Raw genomic sequence first — 15,178 nt, 5'->3', positions numbered from 1 at the left:
ATTCGCCCGCCAGGCAAGGGAAAATGCCTTGCCCGGCAGGCCTACTGAGTCGGAAATTTCTACTTTAGACCGGTACTGATTTCGGGGTCAGGTCATCTTCTGGACATCATTCACCCGGATGTGTACGTAAAAGGGGGCGACTACACAGTCGAAAGCCTGCCGGAAGCGCCGGTAGTCCAGGGGTATGGCGGAAAAGTGGAGATAATGCACTTCGTCCAGGATCGCTCCACCACCCATATCATTACCCGGATAAAGCAGATCGCTTGACAGGATACGAGAAATTGTTCTCTGAGGCGTGGAAGAACCACAAGAATATACTCTGCATTCGCCTGGACAATATGGGCGACGTGCTGATGACCCAGCCGGCGATGCGCGCGCTGAAAGAATCTGCTCAAGGCAGGAAAATAACCCTGCTGACATCAAGCGCGGGGTCAGGGATTGCTGCGTATATTCCGGAGGTCGACGACATTATCCCGTTTGATGTTCCGTGGGTAAAAACGAGTGAAACCGGCGGAAAGCAGCAGCTGCAAGCGCTTGCCGACGAGTTGGCAAGCCGGCGATTCGACGCAGCGGCAATCTTTACCGCTTATAGCCAGAATCCGCTGCCAGCAGCCATGTTGTGCTACTACGCGGGTATCAAGCCGGTCCTGGGCTATTGCCGCGAAAATCCTTACGAGCTTATCAATCAGTGGGTGCCCGATAAAGAACCTTTCGACTATGTTATCCACGAGGTTGAACGCCAGCTTCACCTGGTCGGGATGGCGGGTGGGCTGACATCCGACACCAGGCTTTCGCTGGAAATTCCAGAGGAGAGCCGCGAAAAGGTGTCAGGCAGGCTGGCAGCGATCGGCATCGAACCGGATGAGCCCTGGCTGGTGCTACATGCGGGAGTAAGCGAAGAAAAGCGCCGTTATCCCGCTGCTGAGTATATTACTGCCTGCCGCTCGTTAACCAGGCAAGGCTACAAGATTCTACTTACCGGTAGCGGCAGCGAGCGGGATTACGTTGACGAAATTGCGCGCCCGCTCAGCCATGCTGCCACCAATATCGCAGGTGAGCTATCTCTCGCTGAGCTTATTGCACTGGTCGCGGCAGCGCCGGTTTTAATCTCGAATAATACTGGCCCGGTGCATATCGCAGCTGCCGTCGGGACGCCGGTCGTCGTGCTGTATGCGATGACGAATCCACAGCACACACCGTGGCAGGTACTGAATCGGGTACTTTATTTTGAGGTGCTGCCGGAGTTGCGAACAAAGAACCGCCTGCTCCAGTCTTTCCCGGGTCTGGCAACTCCCCGGGCTTCGCCAGAAGCGATCGAGGCCGCTGTCAACGAATTCACGGGAATAAATAATGCAAGCAAGAATTACTGTACTGATTCCCTCGTATAACCGCCCGAGTGCGCTTGCAGTGACGCTCACCGGGCTTTGCTTCCAGGAGTACCAGGATTTTGACGTCGTTATTTCCGACCAGAGTAATACGCTCGTCTATCACGACGCTTCCGTCCAGACGGTCATTCGCCTGCTTGAGAAAAAGGGGCATCCGGTGCGGCAACTGGTCAACCTGCCGCGGCGCGGTCTGGCTCAGCAGCGTCAATTTTTATTGGATTCCGTAGCATCGCGCTACTGCCTTTATCTCGATGACGATGTGTTGCTGGAACCTTTTGTCATGGGAAATATGCTGCAAGCTCAGGAAGAGGAAGACATAGGATTTGTCGGGCAAGCGCTCATTGGTTTGTCATATCGGAATGATTATCGGCCTCACCAGCAGGCAATCGAGTTATGGGAAGGCCCGGTTGAGCCGGAACTTGTCACTCCCCAGCATGCCAGCTGGCAGCGTCATGCCCTCCATAATGCCGCTAATATTCTCCATGTCCAGGAAAAAATGCAGCTCTCGCCTAATAGGCAAAGAAAATACAAGGTTGCCTGGGTGGGGGGGTGCGTACTGTATGACGTGCAAAAGCTGCGTGAAACAGGCGGATTTGAATTCTGGAAAGAAATACCTGAAGAGCATGTAGGCGAAGATGTTCTTGCACAACTCAGGGTGATGAAGCGCTTTGGAGGCTGCGGTCTTATTCCCTCCGGAGCCTACCATCAAGAGGCGCCTACTACCATAGTAAACAGGAAATTCGATATACCGAAAGAGTTGGCGCTATGAGAGGAAATAACGTCTCGCAGCCATGTTCAGGAGAAACGGACTACAAGAGTTGATGAAGAGGTTATCGGGTAGGACGTTCGATGCTGAGGAGCGGGTTGTTAATTCAAGGTAGGTCGGGCTCCGCCCGACGATGGGGGCTTGTCGTGCGCCATAAACTCGATGTCTCCGAATGAACGTGAACGATGTCGGGCAGAGCCCGACCTACATCAGTTGCTCTGTAGAGGGGTGGTTTGAAAACCATACCGAACCTCGATATGTGCTTTTGTGCGCGTGATTTTATGTTATATCCTCTCCAATATAACCGATCGGCAATGTTTGATATTGATTAAACAAACCCATGGCATGGAGAATTTGAAGATCAAAACCGCCGCTGAAGAAGACTTTTTTATTGAAGAAATAGAAAAAATAGCGAGGAGCGCAGGGCAGATCGTTATGGCGCATTATGCGCGAGGAGCAGCGCACGAATTTAAATCCGAGCGGCAGGTTGTAACCGGCGCGGATGGAAAATCTGAACAGCTACTAAAAGAAAGACTCCTAAAAATACACCCCTGCGGTTTTTACGGGGAAGAGGAAGGTGGAGATATTGCCGAACAAGGCGATCAGTGGGTGGTTGATCCGCTTGACGGAACAGAAAATGTGAGCGGCTATCCTCCGCTTCTTGCGGTTTCAATTGGGCTTCTTCGGGATGGGAAACCCGTTCTCGGCGTCATTTATGATCCTGTCCACTCCACCTTGTACAGCGCTCAGGAAGGTGGACGCACAAGAGTCAACGCGGAACTTGTAGAAACAGGCAACCAAACCGATCCATCGAAAGCTGTTGTCGGCCTCGATTTTTCCTCCGACATGGGCACGCGGGCCCGGACACTTGAGCAACTTTCGAGAGTATTGGAACTGGCTCGCGCGGTAAAGGTATTTGGTGTGCCGTCTCTATCTCTCGGCGCGGTGGCTACCGGAAGGCTGGACTTATTTTTCCGTCCCTCTACCAAAATAACAGATATGGTAGCGGGCGTGTGCATAGTCAGGGCATCGGGAGGGAGAGTGGCGGACTATGACGGGAGGGATTGGACAATCCATTCAGAAGGAGTGATCGCGGGCTCTTCCTGGATGATAAACGCATATCTCCCTTGTTTTAAATAGCTATGCGGAAATCATCCTCCTCATTGCTGAGGAAACCCGTCCTCTCGTAATCCCTCTCTACCTGCCAAAGATTACCTTCCATCCAGCAACGCTTTTAGCTCGTATTTTTCCCGGTCTATTTCCCCACGTGTACGTACGCCGGAACGCCGCAATATGGGCAATGGCGGACACCATCCCTGAAGCCCGTGCTGCAGCAGGAATGACAGTACGACCCCTGGTAACACCAGCCATTTCCTGTTAACCGTTACGCCGAGCAAAAGACCGGTCAAGGCCACTGTCGCGGCATTGACTTCAAGCGCACGCTCGACGTCCCACTCTCTATCGAGTTCCTGGATGCGCCTATCGATGACTTCCGGGCTGCTGTTGGCGTAACGCCGAATGTTGCTATTTGTTTGGTGATCTATTTCGCGGTTCACATCTGCTGCTGTTGAGTGGCGAACGCGATCCGCGCTCGTTGGGTCTTCGGCATGTAACATGATTTTTCTCCTTTGAAGAAGCAGTTCCCTAAAAGCATAGCCTGCTTCCCTGCGGTTTTCCTGGTTTTTGGTCCCTGATGGCTATTTGATGGAGATCACAATACATGCGGTGCAGTAGTTCCCGTGTCCCGCGTTCCCTGCGACATTTAAAAAAAACATATTCCCGCGCCTGCCGCCAACCAACAAGGACACCGTGATGGATGAGGCTCGGTACCGATGCTGGTAGGGAATAGAAAATTTGAATAGTCCGTCCGATTGCCGACGCATACCAAAAACCTCCATCGATAATCCCCTTGTGATTATACTTATCTATCCACGGACGCTATCCCAGGGGCTCCCGGTCGCAACCACAAGAAGGATAAATCATGCCGCAGCCATACTCTCCATCTGTCAGCATAGTGATCCCGGCTTACGAACAGGCGTGCTTCATCGGACGCGCGCTTGACAGCCTGCAGGCGCAAGTCTTGGCCGATTGGGAGGCGATCGTTATCGACGATGGCTCGCGGGATGCAACAGCGGAAGTGGTATCCGCATACTTGAGCGACAAGCGCATCCATTATTACCGGCTGGCGGAAAACCAGGGGCTGGGCAATGCCTTGAATGAAGGCATTGCCAAAGCGAAAGCGTCGCTTATCGCTTATTTGCCCAGCGACGACGTTTATTACCAGGACCATCTGTACAGTCTGAAGACGTGCCTGGAGGTGCAGACGGAAGCCGTGCTGGCTTATTCCGGTATACGCCACCATTACAATCGGCAGGCTAGCGGGCAGATTGCCGGATTTCCATTGCAACTGGTGCAGTGCATGCATCGAAAAACTGCGGCGCGCTGGCTGGAGCGCGCGGAACTGGAGTCGGATGACCTGGAGCGGCTCTACTGGGCGATGCTGAGGCCCTTCGGCATTTTTGCCGGCAGCAGCAATATCACCTGCGAGTGGGTGTCCCATCCCATGCAGCGGCACAAGATCATGCAGGAACCTGAAGGCGGCATCAACCCGTTTCGCTCGCATTACCGCGTGGGAGAACCGATGCGTTTTCATACGTCGGTAGGCCACGCGATTGATGAGGCGAGCCACTATCGAAGGATGCGGGAACGTCCCGACACGCCCCGTGCCGACGATGGACTGAAAATACTTCTGGTCGGTGAACTGGCGTATAACGCCGACCGCGTGCTTGCGCTGGAAGAGCAAGGGCACAAGCTCTATGGGTTGTGGATGCAGAATCCCCACTGGTACAACACGGTGGGACCGGTGCCTTTCGGACACGTCGAGGATCTGCCGCGAGACAGCTGGCGCGAAGCGATAAAGCAGGTCCAGCCGGATGTCATCTATGCGCTGCTTAACTGGCAGGCAGTGCCGTTTGCACATGAGGTATTGATGGCGACCCCGGGCATTCCATTCGTCTGGCATTTCAAGGAAGGGCCATTCATCTGCCTGGAAAAGGGAACCTGGCCGCAATTGATCGACTTGCACCAGTATTCGGATGGGCAAATCTTTTCGAGCCCGGAAATGCGGGACTGGTTCGACACCATCGTTCCCGGCCTGTCGCTGAGCAAGCCGACTCACGTGCTGGACGGCGACTTGCCCAAGCGCGACTGGTTTGACCGGCCGCGCACACCGCTACGTTCCTCCATCGATGGCGACGGCGAAATTCATACGGTCTCACCGGGGCGGCCGATCGGCCTGCATCCGCACCACGTGGCGGAGCTGGCCGGCCATGGCATCCATCTCCATTTTTACGGAGAGATAACCCATGGGCAGTGGCTCCAGTGGATTGAAAAAACCCAGGCGATGGTGCCGGGGTATCTGCATTTGCATCCCAACGTAGACCAAAGCCGCTGGACCGAGGAGTTTTCCCAATATGACGCAGGCTGGCTGCATCTCTTTGACAGCGGCAATGAAGGTGAAATCCGGAGGGCAAACTGGGATGACCTCAACTATCCGGCCCGATTAAGCACCCTTGCGGCAGCCGGTCTGCCAATGCTGCAGAAGGCAAACAACGGTGCAGTCGTTGCTACGCAAACACTGACAAGGCAGTTGAATACAGGAATATTTTTCGACAAGGTGGATGAGCTTGCCACCCAATTACGAGACCGCGAGCAGTTGCATGCGATCCGCGAGCGGGTTTGGCAGCAACGACATCTTTTCATGTTCGATCACCATGTGCCCGAACTGGTTGATTTCTTTCGCGGAGTAACCGGTTCCGCATCCAGCAAGTCCGCGCGGGCAACAAAAAAACGTCCTTTTGTCTCTGGTTGATTGGATCACCAACCTCTCAAAATTTAGTTGCAGCCCGTATTTCAGTATTTCACTATCACGAATGTATTGCTAATAATTCAAAAAACGCATGGCCGGAGGAGGGCATGGATTTCGTACGTGCGGTAGCGAACATATTTCTCGCTTAAGGATTGTCAAAATGCGGCCAGACCTGAAAACGAGGTCTCATTTTGACTGATATGTTTATCGGGCTCCGCGCCCAATTTTTTAAAGGAAGTAAAAATGGCAACTGGGACAGTAAAATGGTTCAATGACTCCAAAGGTTTTGGCTTCATTACCCCTGATGACGGCAGTGAGGATTTATTCGCGCACTTCTCGGCAATCGGCATGTCTGGATTCAAAACGCTCAAAGAAGGTCAAAAAGTAGCGTTTGAGGTTACGCAGGGTGCGAAGGGCAAGCAAGCATCCAATATTCAATCTGTTTAAGATTTCATGCTGGGGCGGGGCTAACCGTGCCAGCATGTAGTCCATTCCCAACGATCTCCTTTTATCCTGATGACGTATTTATCATGGGTAAAATTACTCCGTGAATTCCCTTCTTCCGCTGGGGAATCCCGCTACTTCCAATCGGGTACTTATAGGCGACACTTGAAGCGACATTTCAATCCTCGTCGCCATACCCAGTTCTAATAGCTGGCCAAGGTTTCTCTCGAATCGAGCTGTTCACCAACGTCGGCAACCCCGACTTTGACGACACCGACTGATTCAGAGGGCGGCTGGTGACGCGATTGCTTGTGCTACCCTTTTAAGGCACCCTAGTCGCTGCGGCCAAAATGAAATGACCTTAAGGATTCTTTACAGTCACCTTGAGGTTGGAGCCCACTATATTCCTCCAATTCTTCCTTTAACTCCTCTGGAGCTTCTTGATGGTTTTCAGATATGGGATCCTTGCAGCAACCGCGGCAATCATCTTGCTATACGGACTCCTGAAACCCCATCATAACTGGGACATGATTGCATACGTTGCTGCATCTTATTCCAAAGATGGCTATCGCGGATCAGACTTAACCAGGGAAACTTACGAAGAAATCAGGAAAGAGGTTCGCAGTAAAACATTCACACAACTCACAACAGGAAAATACAGGGAAACGGTATTTGCAGACCCCTCTTCGCTGGAACAGCAAATTCCTTTCTTTTCCATAAGGGTTGGGTACATCGAACTGATTAGATTACTCAAAAATATCGGAGTGAGTTACGCCAAGTCAACGTATGTAATAAGCGCAATTTTCGCGTCATTATCTGTATTCGTGCTAGGGCTGATTATCTTAAAAACGGCTGTGCCGTTAGGAATGCTGCCAGTTGTCGTCGCGGTGGCCGGATATACGGAATTGGCAGCCCTCTCCACACCCGACGCCATGGCATGTTTTTTTTCCCTTCTGGGAATATACAGTCTAATGACAGGAGGAAGACTGGTTTTCCTGATTGCGGCACTTCTTCCATTAATAAGAACGGATTTTATAGTGCTATCAGGTCTCCTGATGGGTTATACCTATCTGCATGGCAACAGATTTCTTTCACTATTTTCCATTCTGTCATCTCTTTCTTTTTATATTTTAATTAATAAGTTACATGGTAATTATGGGTATCTGACTCTTTTTAATTTCACATTCGTCGGCTCGCTTACCCCCTATCCCGCAGATATCGTGATTTCTCACAAAGCCGGCGACTACCTGATACCTTATGCGTTATTGCTGGAGAATCTTATTTTTCATTCGCATTCAGTGATATATGTATTATCGGCTTACCTGCTATGGCTGAAGCGGGATGAGATTAAAGCCGATGTTAATTTTTATTGCCTACTTGGGATACCTTTTGTTTTTAACATAACGCATATGCTTTTATTTCCTACGACCCATTATCGTTTCCTTGTTTTTTCCATTTCTTTAGTTCTGGTTTGGAGCTTGGCTCTTTTAGGGAAACTGGATAGACACGAGAAAACAGGCAGGCTTATGGCGAATTCCGGTTGAGGGTCACAATAACGTTTCTGAAAAGCGTCGTGTTGGAAAGAAGTGGCTCGACCGATTTCAAACTCGGTAAAACGCTACCTTGACATGTTTTCTTATTAACTTCCTCAGAAACATACATTCGACAGAAACGTTCTGCTGTTTGAATTATCTTGCAAGGAGCTTACGCTTCGGCTTTTGTCCCCTCGCATAAGCCGACGAGCGTTGCAGAATCGATAAGGTGATCTTGCATGCTCGCCGCTACCTGGGTTTTGTCGGCGGTGGCAGGTAAGTCAAGTACGGTATCGAGGGCGAACAACCGGAAGTGGTAATGGTGGGTGCCGCTGAAGTATTTGGGGCAGGGCCCTTCGTAGCCGTGAGTACCGCCATTCGCGATGCCTTCTGTGCTGCCTTCAGGAATATGACCGGCTGATACCGATGCTGTCGTTGGGGGGATATTAAAAACGAGCCAATGAATCCATGGGTCAGGTGTTGCGTCGACGTCTTCCACGATAAGAACGAGGCTTTTGGTCCCGGCGGGCAAGTCTCGAAACTCAAGGGCAGGACTGATATTCTCTCCGTTACACGTATGGCGCGTGGGGACATCGGTACGATCGTGAAATACTGGACTCGTAATAAACATGAAAGCTCCTTTCTTAGCTGTCTGTTTGGTTGTAGAGAAAATATTACAAACGTCATACCGGCGGAAGCCGGCATCAGTTAGCTCGCAGGATGGGTTGAGGCGGAGGCATCAACCTGGCTGTGCTATCTGTGCCCATCTGTGGCTCGATGGGTTGCGCTTCGCTGCACCCATCCTACCATCTGTGTTCCGCTTTAAGCCCTTGATGACGCCACATAATATGTTGTTAGTGGATCAAGCAGCATGGCGAAAACATCAATCAAATAAATCGGAAAACCTTGCAGAAATAGGACCGTGCCTTTTATGTATACTGTCTGTAATACTGTGGGATAGAAGAGACAATAAGGTATATCAGCAGGAAGTATATGGCCCAGCTATGTGGTCTGCCAATTAAAAAAATTGCCATCTTCCGAGCGCTGAAGTTAGGCGATTTCCTGTTGTTTACCCCTGCATTGAAAACTATCCGGCGAGCTTTTCCGCAAGCCAGCATCGATTATATCGGCCTGCCGTGGAATAGAGAGCTGGCAAGGCGCTACAACCGCTACATCGATAATTTTGTTGAATTCCCGGGTTTTCCGGGATTACCGGAATGCGAATTTCGGCTTGAAGCAATCACAGCATTTCTAGTCGATATGCAGAAGCGAAAATACGACCTGGTCTTGCAAATGCACGGCAAAGGCAACGTGTCCAATGTCCTCGTATCCCTTTTCGGTGGCAGGATGGTCGCTGGGTTTGCGAGCGAGGAGACATACTGGCCCAATCGTGATTTTTTCATGCCGTATCCCGCTCATCAGCCTGAGTTGAGCAAGAGCCTCAGTTTGCTGGAGTTTCTCGGCATGGGTCAGCCGGACACCACCATGGAGTTTCCGTTATTCGACACGGACTATCAAGAACTACAGGCGTTGAAAGAATACCGGTCTATCAGCAACCAGCCCTATGTTTGCTTGCATCCGGGCGCTGTTTCCGCGACGCCCTGGCCAGCCGGGCATTTAGCAGCCGTGGCGGACAGTTGCATTCGGCAGGGCCTGCAAGTGGTTTTGACGGGCACCGGCCCTGAAAGGCCGCTGACACTGGCAGTTACGCAAGCTATGGCAGGCACGGCGATTGACCTCGCGGGTAAAACCGATATCGGATCGCTCGCCGCGTTACTGAAAGGTAGTCAAGCGGCCATTTCCAATGATACGGGCGTTGCCCATCTGGCGGTAGCGGTGAATGTGCCCAGTGTAACGATCTTTACCACAACCGATCCCCTGATTTGGGGCCCGCTTGATCAGGTTCGCCACCGGGTTGTGGCGGGACGTGCTGCCACCACACCCGAGGCCACTATCCTGGCGACCAAAGCAGTACTGGAAAACGAAAGGAGAAACCCATAAATCAAAGAAAACCCAAAGTTCTTACCTGGCATATTCACGGTAATTATCTTTACTACCTTACGCAGGCGCCCTTTGAGTTCTATCTCCCCAAAGGAGAGGGGGAGGGATATGGCGGCCGCGCGCCGGGTTTTGCGTGGGGGGGAAATGTGCATGATGTTCCCGCCGGCGAGGTAAAGGATCTCGAACTCGACGCCATACTGTTTCAACACCGCAAGAATTACGAAGTTGACCAGTACGAGATATTATCCGAGTCCCAACGCCGGCTGCCAAAAATCTATCTCGAGCACGACCCGCCGCAAGAACATCCTACCAATACCAGGCATTGGGTGGACGACCCGGCCATGCTACTGGTTCACGTGACGAGCTTCAATCGCTTGATGTGGGACAACAACCGAACGCCGGCGGTGGTTATCGACCATGGGGTAATGGTGCCGGACAACGTGACCTATACCGGCGAGAACCCGAAAGGCATCGTCGTGGTGAATAATATTGGGAAACGCGGCCGCCGGCTGGGCCTGGATGTATTCGAGAAAATCCGTGAACAAATCCCCCTGGACCTGGCAGGGATGGGGTCAGCAGAACTCGGCGGCATTGGCGAAGTGCCCCACGATGACTTGCCGGCTCTGATGGCGACCTATCGTTTCTTCTTTAATCCGATTCGTTATACGAGCCTGGGCCTGTCCGTCTGTGAAGCGATGATGGTGGGTCTGCCGATAGTTGGCCTTGCCACAACGGAGATGGTGACAGCGGTGGAAAATGGCAGGACTGGTTATGTGGACACCGATGCCGAGAGGCTTGCCGAGCGGATGCGCTATCTGATCGATCATCCTGCGCACGCACGGGAACTGAGCCGGAATGCCGCAGACTATGCAAACCAGCGATTTGGCATAAAGCGGTTTGCAAGCGACTGGCAGCAGGTGGTCAGCCGTTTTCTCAAGAATTTCCGCTAGTTTTTTCGGCAGGCAGTAATTCGTCGACTAACCCAAGCACTTCTGCAACAGGGATGCTTTCGACAAACGAGTACGGATGATCACAATCGGGTGCCACGGGCTGGAATGGCCATGGCGAAACCGGCTTGATGCCGCAGCGGGGGCATTCAAGCTGCCAGCTTATTGCAAGACGGTGGCGTTTTCGGCTGAGCGGGCCCCAGTTGAGTACATTAGGCGCCCAGTAAATACCGACGGTCAGTGCACCGACCGCTCGCGCCAGATGAAGCGGCCCCGTATCGTTGCTGATGACCAATGCACTTTTTTTCAGGAGCGCGGCGAGTCCGCCAAGCGCAAGTGAAGTGCATGGAATGGCGGTATGAGCCATTGACCGCATGACGTTGGTAATGATGCCTTCTTCTTTTGACGTGCCGGTGAGGACAACTTCATATCCTTTCCCAACCAGGCTATCTGCTACAACGGCAAATTTATCCGAGGGCCATATGCGGCGGATATCATCAGCACCCGAATGGACCACGGCATAAGGCTTCCCCTTGATGGTTTCTCTAATGGACGCGGCCTCCTGCTCATCCGCTGGGGTCACATTGATTTGGGGTTCGAGGTGGGTCGTATGCGCACCCACCAGCGCGGCGATTTCCAGGTTGCGTAAAACCTCGCTTTGATAATGTACGTAAGGAATAGAGCGATCGATGCGCTCGGCCGGGGGATTGCGCATGCCCGCTGTAAGTCTGCCGCCGAGCTTGTTGATAAAGGGATTAACGGCTTTGCCGTCCCCTTGCATATGGATTACAAGGTCAAACTTTTCAGCCCGCATGGCTTCGCAAAACAGTTCAACTTCGACTGAACCGGAACCTGCGCCAGCGCTCTGGACTTTATCCGTTGTTTCAACTGCATTGTTCACGCCGGTGAGCGACGGGACGTTGATGACACGATCGACCGCGGAAGGCCGCATCGCCAGGAATTCCTTTACCCAGGGCCTTGAGAGCAGCACCAACTCAGCGGTCGTGTAAGTCTCTTTTATTGCCCCTAATGCAGGTAAGGCGACAATAAGATCGCCCAGCGCCTTGGCGTGGAGAACGGCGATTTTCCCCGGCGCGCTAGACAGGTACGCTGCCACAGTTACTTGCGGTGATCATCCTGCCACCTGCCCGACATAAACGCCGTCTCCGTCTTCGCTTTCAGTGGAATCGCACTCGGCATATCGGCAAAAACTATTCAATTTGACCAATTGCCTTGCTGACGTCGGCGGGGGTTTCAAAACTCTCATCCGGCAACTGCTGGAGCGTTTGCATTATATTGTCATCGGCCCCCTGCTTTTTGGCGTGATTCACAATTTCGTCCTTGTCCGCCGGGGTAATGCATGCCGGATAAAAATTTTTGTACCTGGATCGGGTTGGCTTTTGCCATGGCGCCTCCCTGATAGCTGGTTATTTTCTTCAGTCTTCGGTCTCCGGTTTTGGATCCGATTTCTTCGATCTTTGCCACCTTTGCCGCTCAGGAAAATCATCCCCAGAAGCTCATTCTTTTTCCGTTGGCCTTGCAGAATAACCGGATGCTTTTTGCGCCACCAGGTTGCTCACCGGCACTGCCATTTTTCAGCGCGAGGGGATCGCTATAATCGCTGCCCTGGCGCACCGCCGTTGTGTGACAGATGTGATTTTATAGTAGTAAGTTTTATCCGGTAATGCAATTAATGGTGGCGAACGGATGACCTGGATAAGCCCACACCCATCCGGGTGGACCCTGTTCAGGTCATCCAGGAACCCAGCCATGCCCGCGTTGTCCGAAAGCACGATTTGCATGAGCAGGTGACTCTTGCGCGTATTAACGCCGGATTAATACCGGGTCGCGGCGAATATTCTTGGTAGCGCCGAGATTCGGGTAAAATATGGTTTTTACTGTTTCCTGGATGGATCCGTCATGAGTATTGTTGCAATAAAAGGCAGCCTGGTCGCTATCGTCACGCCCATGCATGACAATGGCGAACTGGATCTGGAGCGTTTCAACGCCCTGATCGATTTTCATGTAGCGGAAGGAACTGATGGCATCGTGGTGGTGGGTACCACAGGCGAATCTCCGACAGTGGATTTCGACGAACATCATCTGCTGATCGAGACGGCCGTACAGCGTGCTGCGGGGCGAGTGCCGATTATCGCCGGGACCGGTGCAAATTCAACCCGGGAAGCAATCGATCTATCCATTTACGCGAAGAACGCAGGCGCAAATGCAAGTCTTTCAGTGGTTCCCTATTACAACAAGCCGACCCAGGAAGGCTTGTATCAACACTTCAAGGCAATAGCGGAGGCGGTCGATATTCCGCAGATTTTATACAATGTGCCCAGCAGGACGGTAGCCGATATCGCCAACGACACCGTGCTGCGGCTGGCACAGATTCCCAATATTGTCGGCATCAAGGATGCGACCGGCGATATGGGGCGAGGTTTCGATCTGCTGTGCCGAGCACCGGAAGACTTTGCGGTTTATAGCGGAGATGATGTGAGTGCCCTGGCGATGCTGCTGCTGGGCGGGCATGGCATCATTTCCGTAACAGCTAATGTTGCGCCGCGGCTGATGCACGAGATGTGCATTGCGGCGTTTGCGGGAGACCTTTCCGCTGCTCGTCTTGCCAACAGTAAATTGTTGAGGCTGCATCTCGATTTGTTTGTCGAGGCGAATCCCATTCCGGTAAAATGGGCAATATCGCAGATGGGGCTGATAGGTGCTACCCTTCGTCTGCCTTTGACTCCATTATCGGATCAATATCATCAAGTTGTAAGAGAAGCGATGGACAAGGCCGGGATAACCATATAAATGACCGGCCGGAATTTACGAGGGATCGAGCGTTGCGCATGAGATGGCGGATAATGGTCGCGCTATGTTTAGCGGTGGCCGTGGCAGGATGCAATCTGCTACCGGAAGCAAAGAAAATAAATTACAAGTCGGCGGGTAAACTTCCGCCCTTGGAGATACCGCCCGATTTGACCATGCCCGGTTCAGACGAGCGCTATATCGTTCCGGATATCAACCCGACGGGAACCGCAACTTTTTCTGCCTACGACAAAGAGCGCAACAAAGGCTCCGTAACCGGGGGCGGCAGTTCCATTCTACCCACGCTGGATGAGGGTGGTGTGCGCATGGAGCGCTCCGGTACTCAGCGCTGGCTGGTGGTGGCAGGTGAACCTGAGGACATATGGCCGGTAGTAAAAGAGTTTTGGCAGGAATTGGGTTTTATCGTCAAGGTTGAAATGCCCGAGGCCGGCGTGATGGAAACCGACTGGGCGGAAAACCGTGCGAAGATTCCGGAGGATATTATCCGTAACACGCTGGGTAAAATTCTGGATACCCTGTATTCGACCGCCGAGCGCGACAAGTTTCGCACCCGCCTTGAGCGCGGAGAGGATGGCGTCACCGAGATTTACATCAGCCACCGCGGCATGGATGAAGTGATGGAGGGTGATATTCGTACTCGCTGGCAACCCCGTCCAGCCGATCCGGACCTTGAGGCCGAGATGCTTTCCCGCTTGATGATGCGTTTCGGTGTGGCGGAAGAACGTGCGAGAACGTCAGTAGCCAGCGCCGGCAAGGCGCCTGAGCGCGCGCGCCTGACGGGTGAAAAAGGCGGCGTGCTTACCGTGGATGAGGCTTTTGACCGCTGCTGGCGACGGGTTGGGCTGGCGCTTGACCGAATTGGTTTTACCGTCGAGGATCGTAATCGCTCGCAAGGGATTTATTTCGTGCGCTATATCAACCCTGACGTGGACAGTGGTGCCGGGCCGGGATTTTTCTCGAAACTTCTCTTCTGGCGCGACGAGAAGGACGAGAAACGGGATAAATACCGCATCCAGCTAAGTGAAGTCGGAGCGGCAGGAGAAAGCACCGATGTCAAGGTATTGAATAGCGATGGCGAACCAGAGAAATCGAGTGACGCAAACCGCATATTAAGATTGCTTCATGAGCAATTGAAGTGATGGGCTCATCTTTGAATGAATCTGCCGGCCGGCATTGGCATCAAAGATAAGGTAAGGTAGACGATCCAAGAAACGATGTCGGGCGTAGCCCGACCTGCCGGCTGACCTGTAACAGTAGGTCCATCGGAATAAAGGGTTATTCCTCTCCACCCCTCCATGGGTGGGTGGCATCGAAGATACACGATTGGTAGGCCGGGCTATGCCCGACACCGTTTCTTGATAGTCGGGCGGAGCCCGACCTGCCGTTCCACCTCCGCGAGAGTGCCG

General features: G+C 52.6%; 16 protein-coding genes. 11 read left to right on the top strand and 5 right to left on the bottom strand.

What is annotated here, in order from left to right; translation table 11 throughout:
* Nucleotides 1-120: 120 nt before the first annotated feature.
* The 4 genes from BUA28_RS15535 to BUA28_RS08650 all read left to right on the top strand — a co-directional run bounded on the left by BUA28_RS15535 (nucleotide 121) and on the right by BUA28_RS08650 (nucleotide 3,291).
* Nucleotides 121-267 (top strand): nucleotidyl transferase family protein, encoded by a 147-nt coding sequence (locus BUA28_RS15535; RefSeq protein WP_178297972.1) that lies wholly within the window; start codon nucleotides 121-123, stop codon nucleotides 265-267.
* Complete coding sequence (locus BUA28_RS08660) at nucleotides 264-1,388, top strand: glycosyltransferase family 9 protein (protein ID WP_256598274.1); 1,125 nt, start codon at nucleotides 264-266, stop codon at nucleotides 1,386-1,388. The genes BUA28_RS15535 and BUA28_RS08660 overlap by 4 nt, the downstream gene beginning before the upstream one ends.
* A complete protein-coding gene (locus tag BUA28_RS08655) occupies nucleotides 1,351-2,154 on the top strand; it encodes a glycosyltransferase family 2 protein (protein WP_072767703.1) in 804 nt (267 codons plus the stop codon). The genes BUA28_RS08660 and BUA28_RS08655 overlap by 38 nt, the downstream gene beginning before the upstream one ends.
* A gap of 351 nt (nucleotides 2,155-2,505) precedes the next feature.
* Nucleotides 2,506-3,291, top strand: coding sequence for an inositol monophosphatase family protein (locus BUA28_RS08650; RefSeq protein WP_178297970.1), 786 nt, complete (start codon nucleotides 2,506-2,508; stop codon nucleotides 3,289-3,291).
* Between the two features lie 71 nt (nucleotides 3,292-3,362).
* On the opposite strand, the gene BUA28_RS08645 is transcribed toward BUA28_RS08650, so the two are convergent.
* A complete protein-coding gene (locus tag BUA28_RS08645; RefSeq protein WP_072767701.1) occupies nucleotides 3,363-3,767 on the bottom strand; it encodes a DUF2892 domain-containing protein in 405 nt (134 codons plus the stop codon).
* 365 nt (nucleotides 3,768-4,132) lie between these two features.
* On the opposite strand from BUA28_RS08645, the gene BUA28_RS08640 reads away from it, so the two are divergent.
* From BUA28_RS08640 to BUA28_RS08630, 3 genes are all read left to right on the top strand, one after another.
* Complete coding sequence (locus BUA28_RS08640) at nucleotides 4,133-6,022, top strand: glycosyltransferase family 2 protein (RefSeq protein ID WP_072767700.1); 1,890 nt, start codon at nucleotides 4,133-4,135, stop codon at nucleotides 6,020-6,022.
* 240 nt (nucleotides 6,023-6,262) lie between these two features.
* The gene (locus BUA28_RS08635) at nucleotides 6,263-6,466 is read left to right on the top strand and encodes a cold-shock protein (protein WP_072767699.1); all 204 of its coding nucleotides are present in this window, start codon (nucleotides 6,263-6,265) and stop codon (nucleotides 6,464-6,466) included.
* A 440-nt stretch (nucleotides 6,467-6,906) separates the two neighbouring features.
* On the top strand, nucleotides 6,907-8,007 hold the full coding sequence (locus BUA28_RS08630; protein WP_072767698.1) for a hypothetical protein: 1,101 nt from the start codon (nucleotides 6,907-6,909) through the stop codon (nucleotides 8,005-8,007).
* 160 nt (nucleotides 8,008-8,167) lie between these two features.
* Here the strand turns inward: BUA28_RS08630 and BUA28_RS08625 are convergent, their stop codons facing one another.
* Entirely contained in the window at nucleotides 8,168-8,626 is a 459-nt protein-coding gene (locus BUA28_RS08625) for a YbhB/YbcL family Raf kinase inhibitor-like protein (protein WP_072767697.1), read from the bottom strand.
* Nucleotides 8,627-8,988: 362 nt separating this feature from the next.
* On the opposite strand from BUA28_RS08625, the gene BUA28_RS08620 reads away from it, so the two are divergent.
* Nucleotides 8,989-9,996 carry a glycosyltransferase family 9 protein gene (locus BUA28_RS08620; RefSeq protein ID WP_072767696.1) on the top strand — a complete coding sequence of 336 codons (1,008 nt, stop codon included), beginning with the start codon at nucleotides 8,989-8,991 and terminating at the stop codon, nucleotides 9,994-9,996.
* 146 nt (nucleotides 9,997-10,142) lie between these two features.
* The gene (locus tag BUA28_RS08615) at nucleotides 10,143-10,946 is read left to right on the top strand and encodes a glycosyltransferase family 4 protein (protein ID WP_256598273.1); all 804 of its coding nucleotides are present in this window, start codon (nucleotides 10,143-10,145) and stop codon (nucleotides 10,944-10,946) included.
* Here BUA28_RS08615 and BUA28_RS08610 read toward each other — a convergent pair.
* From BUA28_RS08610 to BUA28_RS15530, 3 genes are all read right to left on the bottom strand, one after another.
* The gene (locus tag BUA28_RS08610; RefSeq protein WP_072767694.1) at nucleotides 10,930-12,060 is read right to left on the bottom strand and encodes a glycosyltransferase family 9 protein; all 1,131 of its coding nucleotides are present in this window, start codon (nucleotides 12,058-12,060) and stop codon (nucleotides 10,930-10,932) included. The two genes, BUA28_RS08615 and BUA28_RS08610, sit on opposite strands and share 17 nt — an antisense overlap.
* A gap of 94 nt (nucleotides 12,061-12,154) precedes the next feature.
* On the bottom strand, nucleotides 12,155-12,274 hold the full coding sequence (locus BUA28_RS16105; protein WP_218587249.1) for a DUF2795 domain-containing protein: 120 nt from the start codon (nucleotides 12,272-12,274) through the stop codon (nucleotides 12,155-12,157).
* Nucleotides 12,275-12,538: 264 nt separating this feature from the next.
* On the bottom strand, nucleotides 12,539-12,745 hold the full coding sequence (locus BUA28_RS15530) for a hypothetical protein (RefSeq protein WP_143148478.1): 207 nt from the start codon (nucleotides 12,743-12,745) through the stop codon (nucleotides 12,539-12,541).
* Between the two features lie 118 nt (nucleotides 12,746-12,863).
* On the opposite strand from BUA28_RS15530, the gene dapA reads away from it, so the two are divergent.
* Both dapA and bamC read left to right on the top strand, forming a co-directional pair.
* Nucleotides 12,864-13,754, top strand: a complete 891-nt coding sequence (gene dapA / locus BUA28_RS08600; RefSeq protein WP_072767693.1) for a 4-hydroxy-tetrahydrodipicolinate synthase — start codon at nucleotides 12,864-12,866, stop codon at nucleotides 13,752-13,754.
* A gap of 38 nt (nucleotides 13,755-13,792) precedes the next feature.
* Nucleotides 13,793-14,911 (top strand): outer membrane protein assembly factor BamC, encoded by a 1,119-nt coding sequence (bamC, locus tag BUA28_RS08595; protein ID WP_072767692.1) that lies wholly within the window; start codon nucleotides 13,793-13,795, stop codon nucleotides 14,909-14,911.
* Nucleotides 14,912-15,178: the final 267 nt, after the last annotated feature.

Origin of the sequence: Nitrosospira sp. Nsp11 (genome assembly GCF_900142705.1) — a bacterium.
Taxonomy (GTDB): domain Bacteria; phylum Pseudomonadota; class Gammaproteobacteria; order Burkholderiales; family Nitrosomonadaceae; genus Nitrosospira.
Note: the sequence above shows the minus strand (reverse complement) of the source record. Positions and strands in the feature narration are given on the sequence as shown.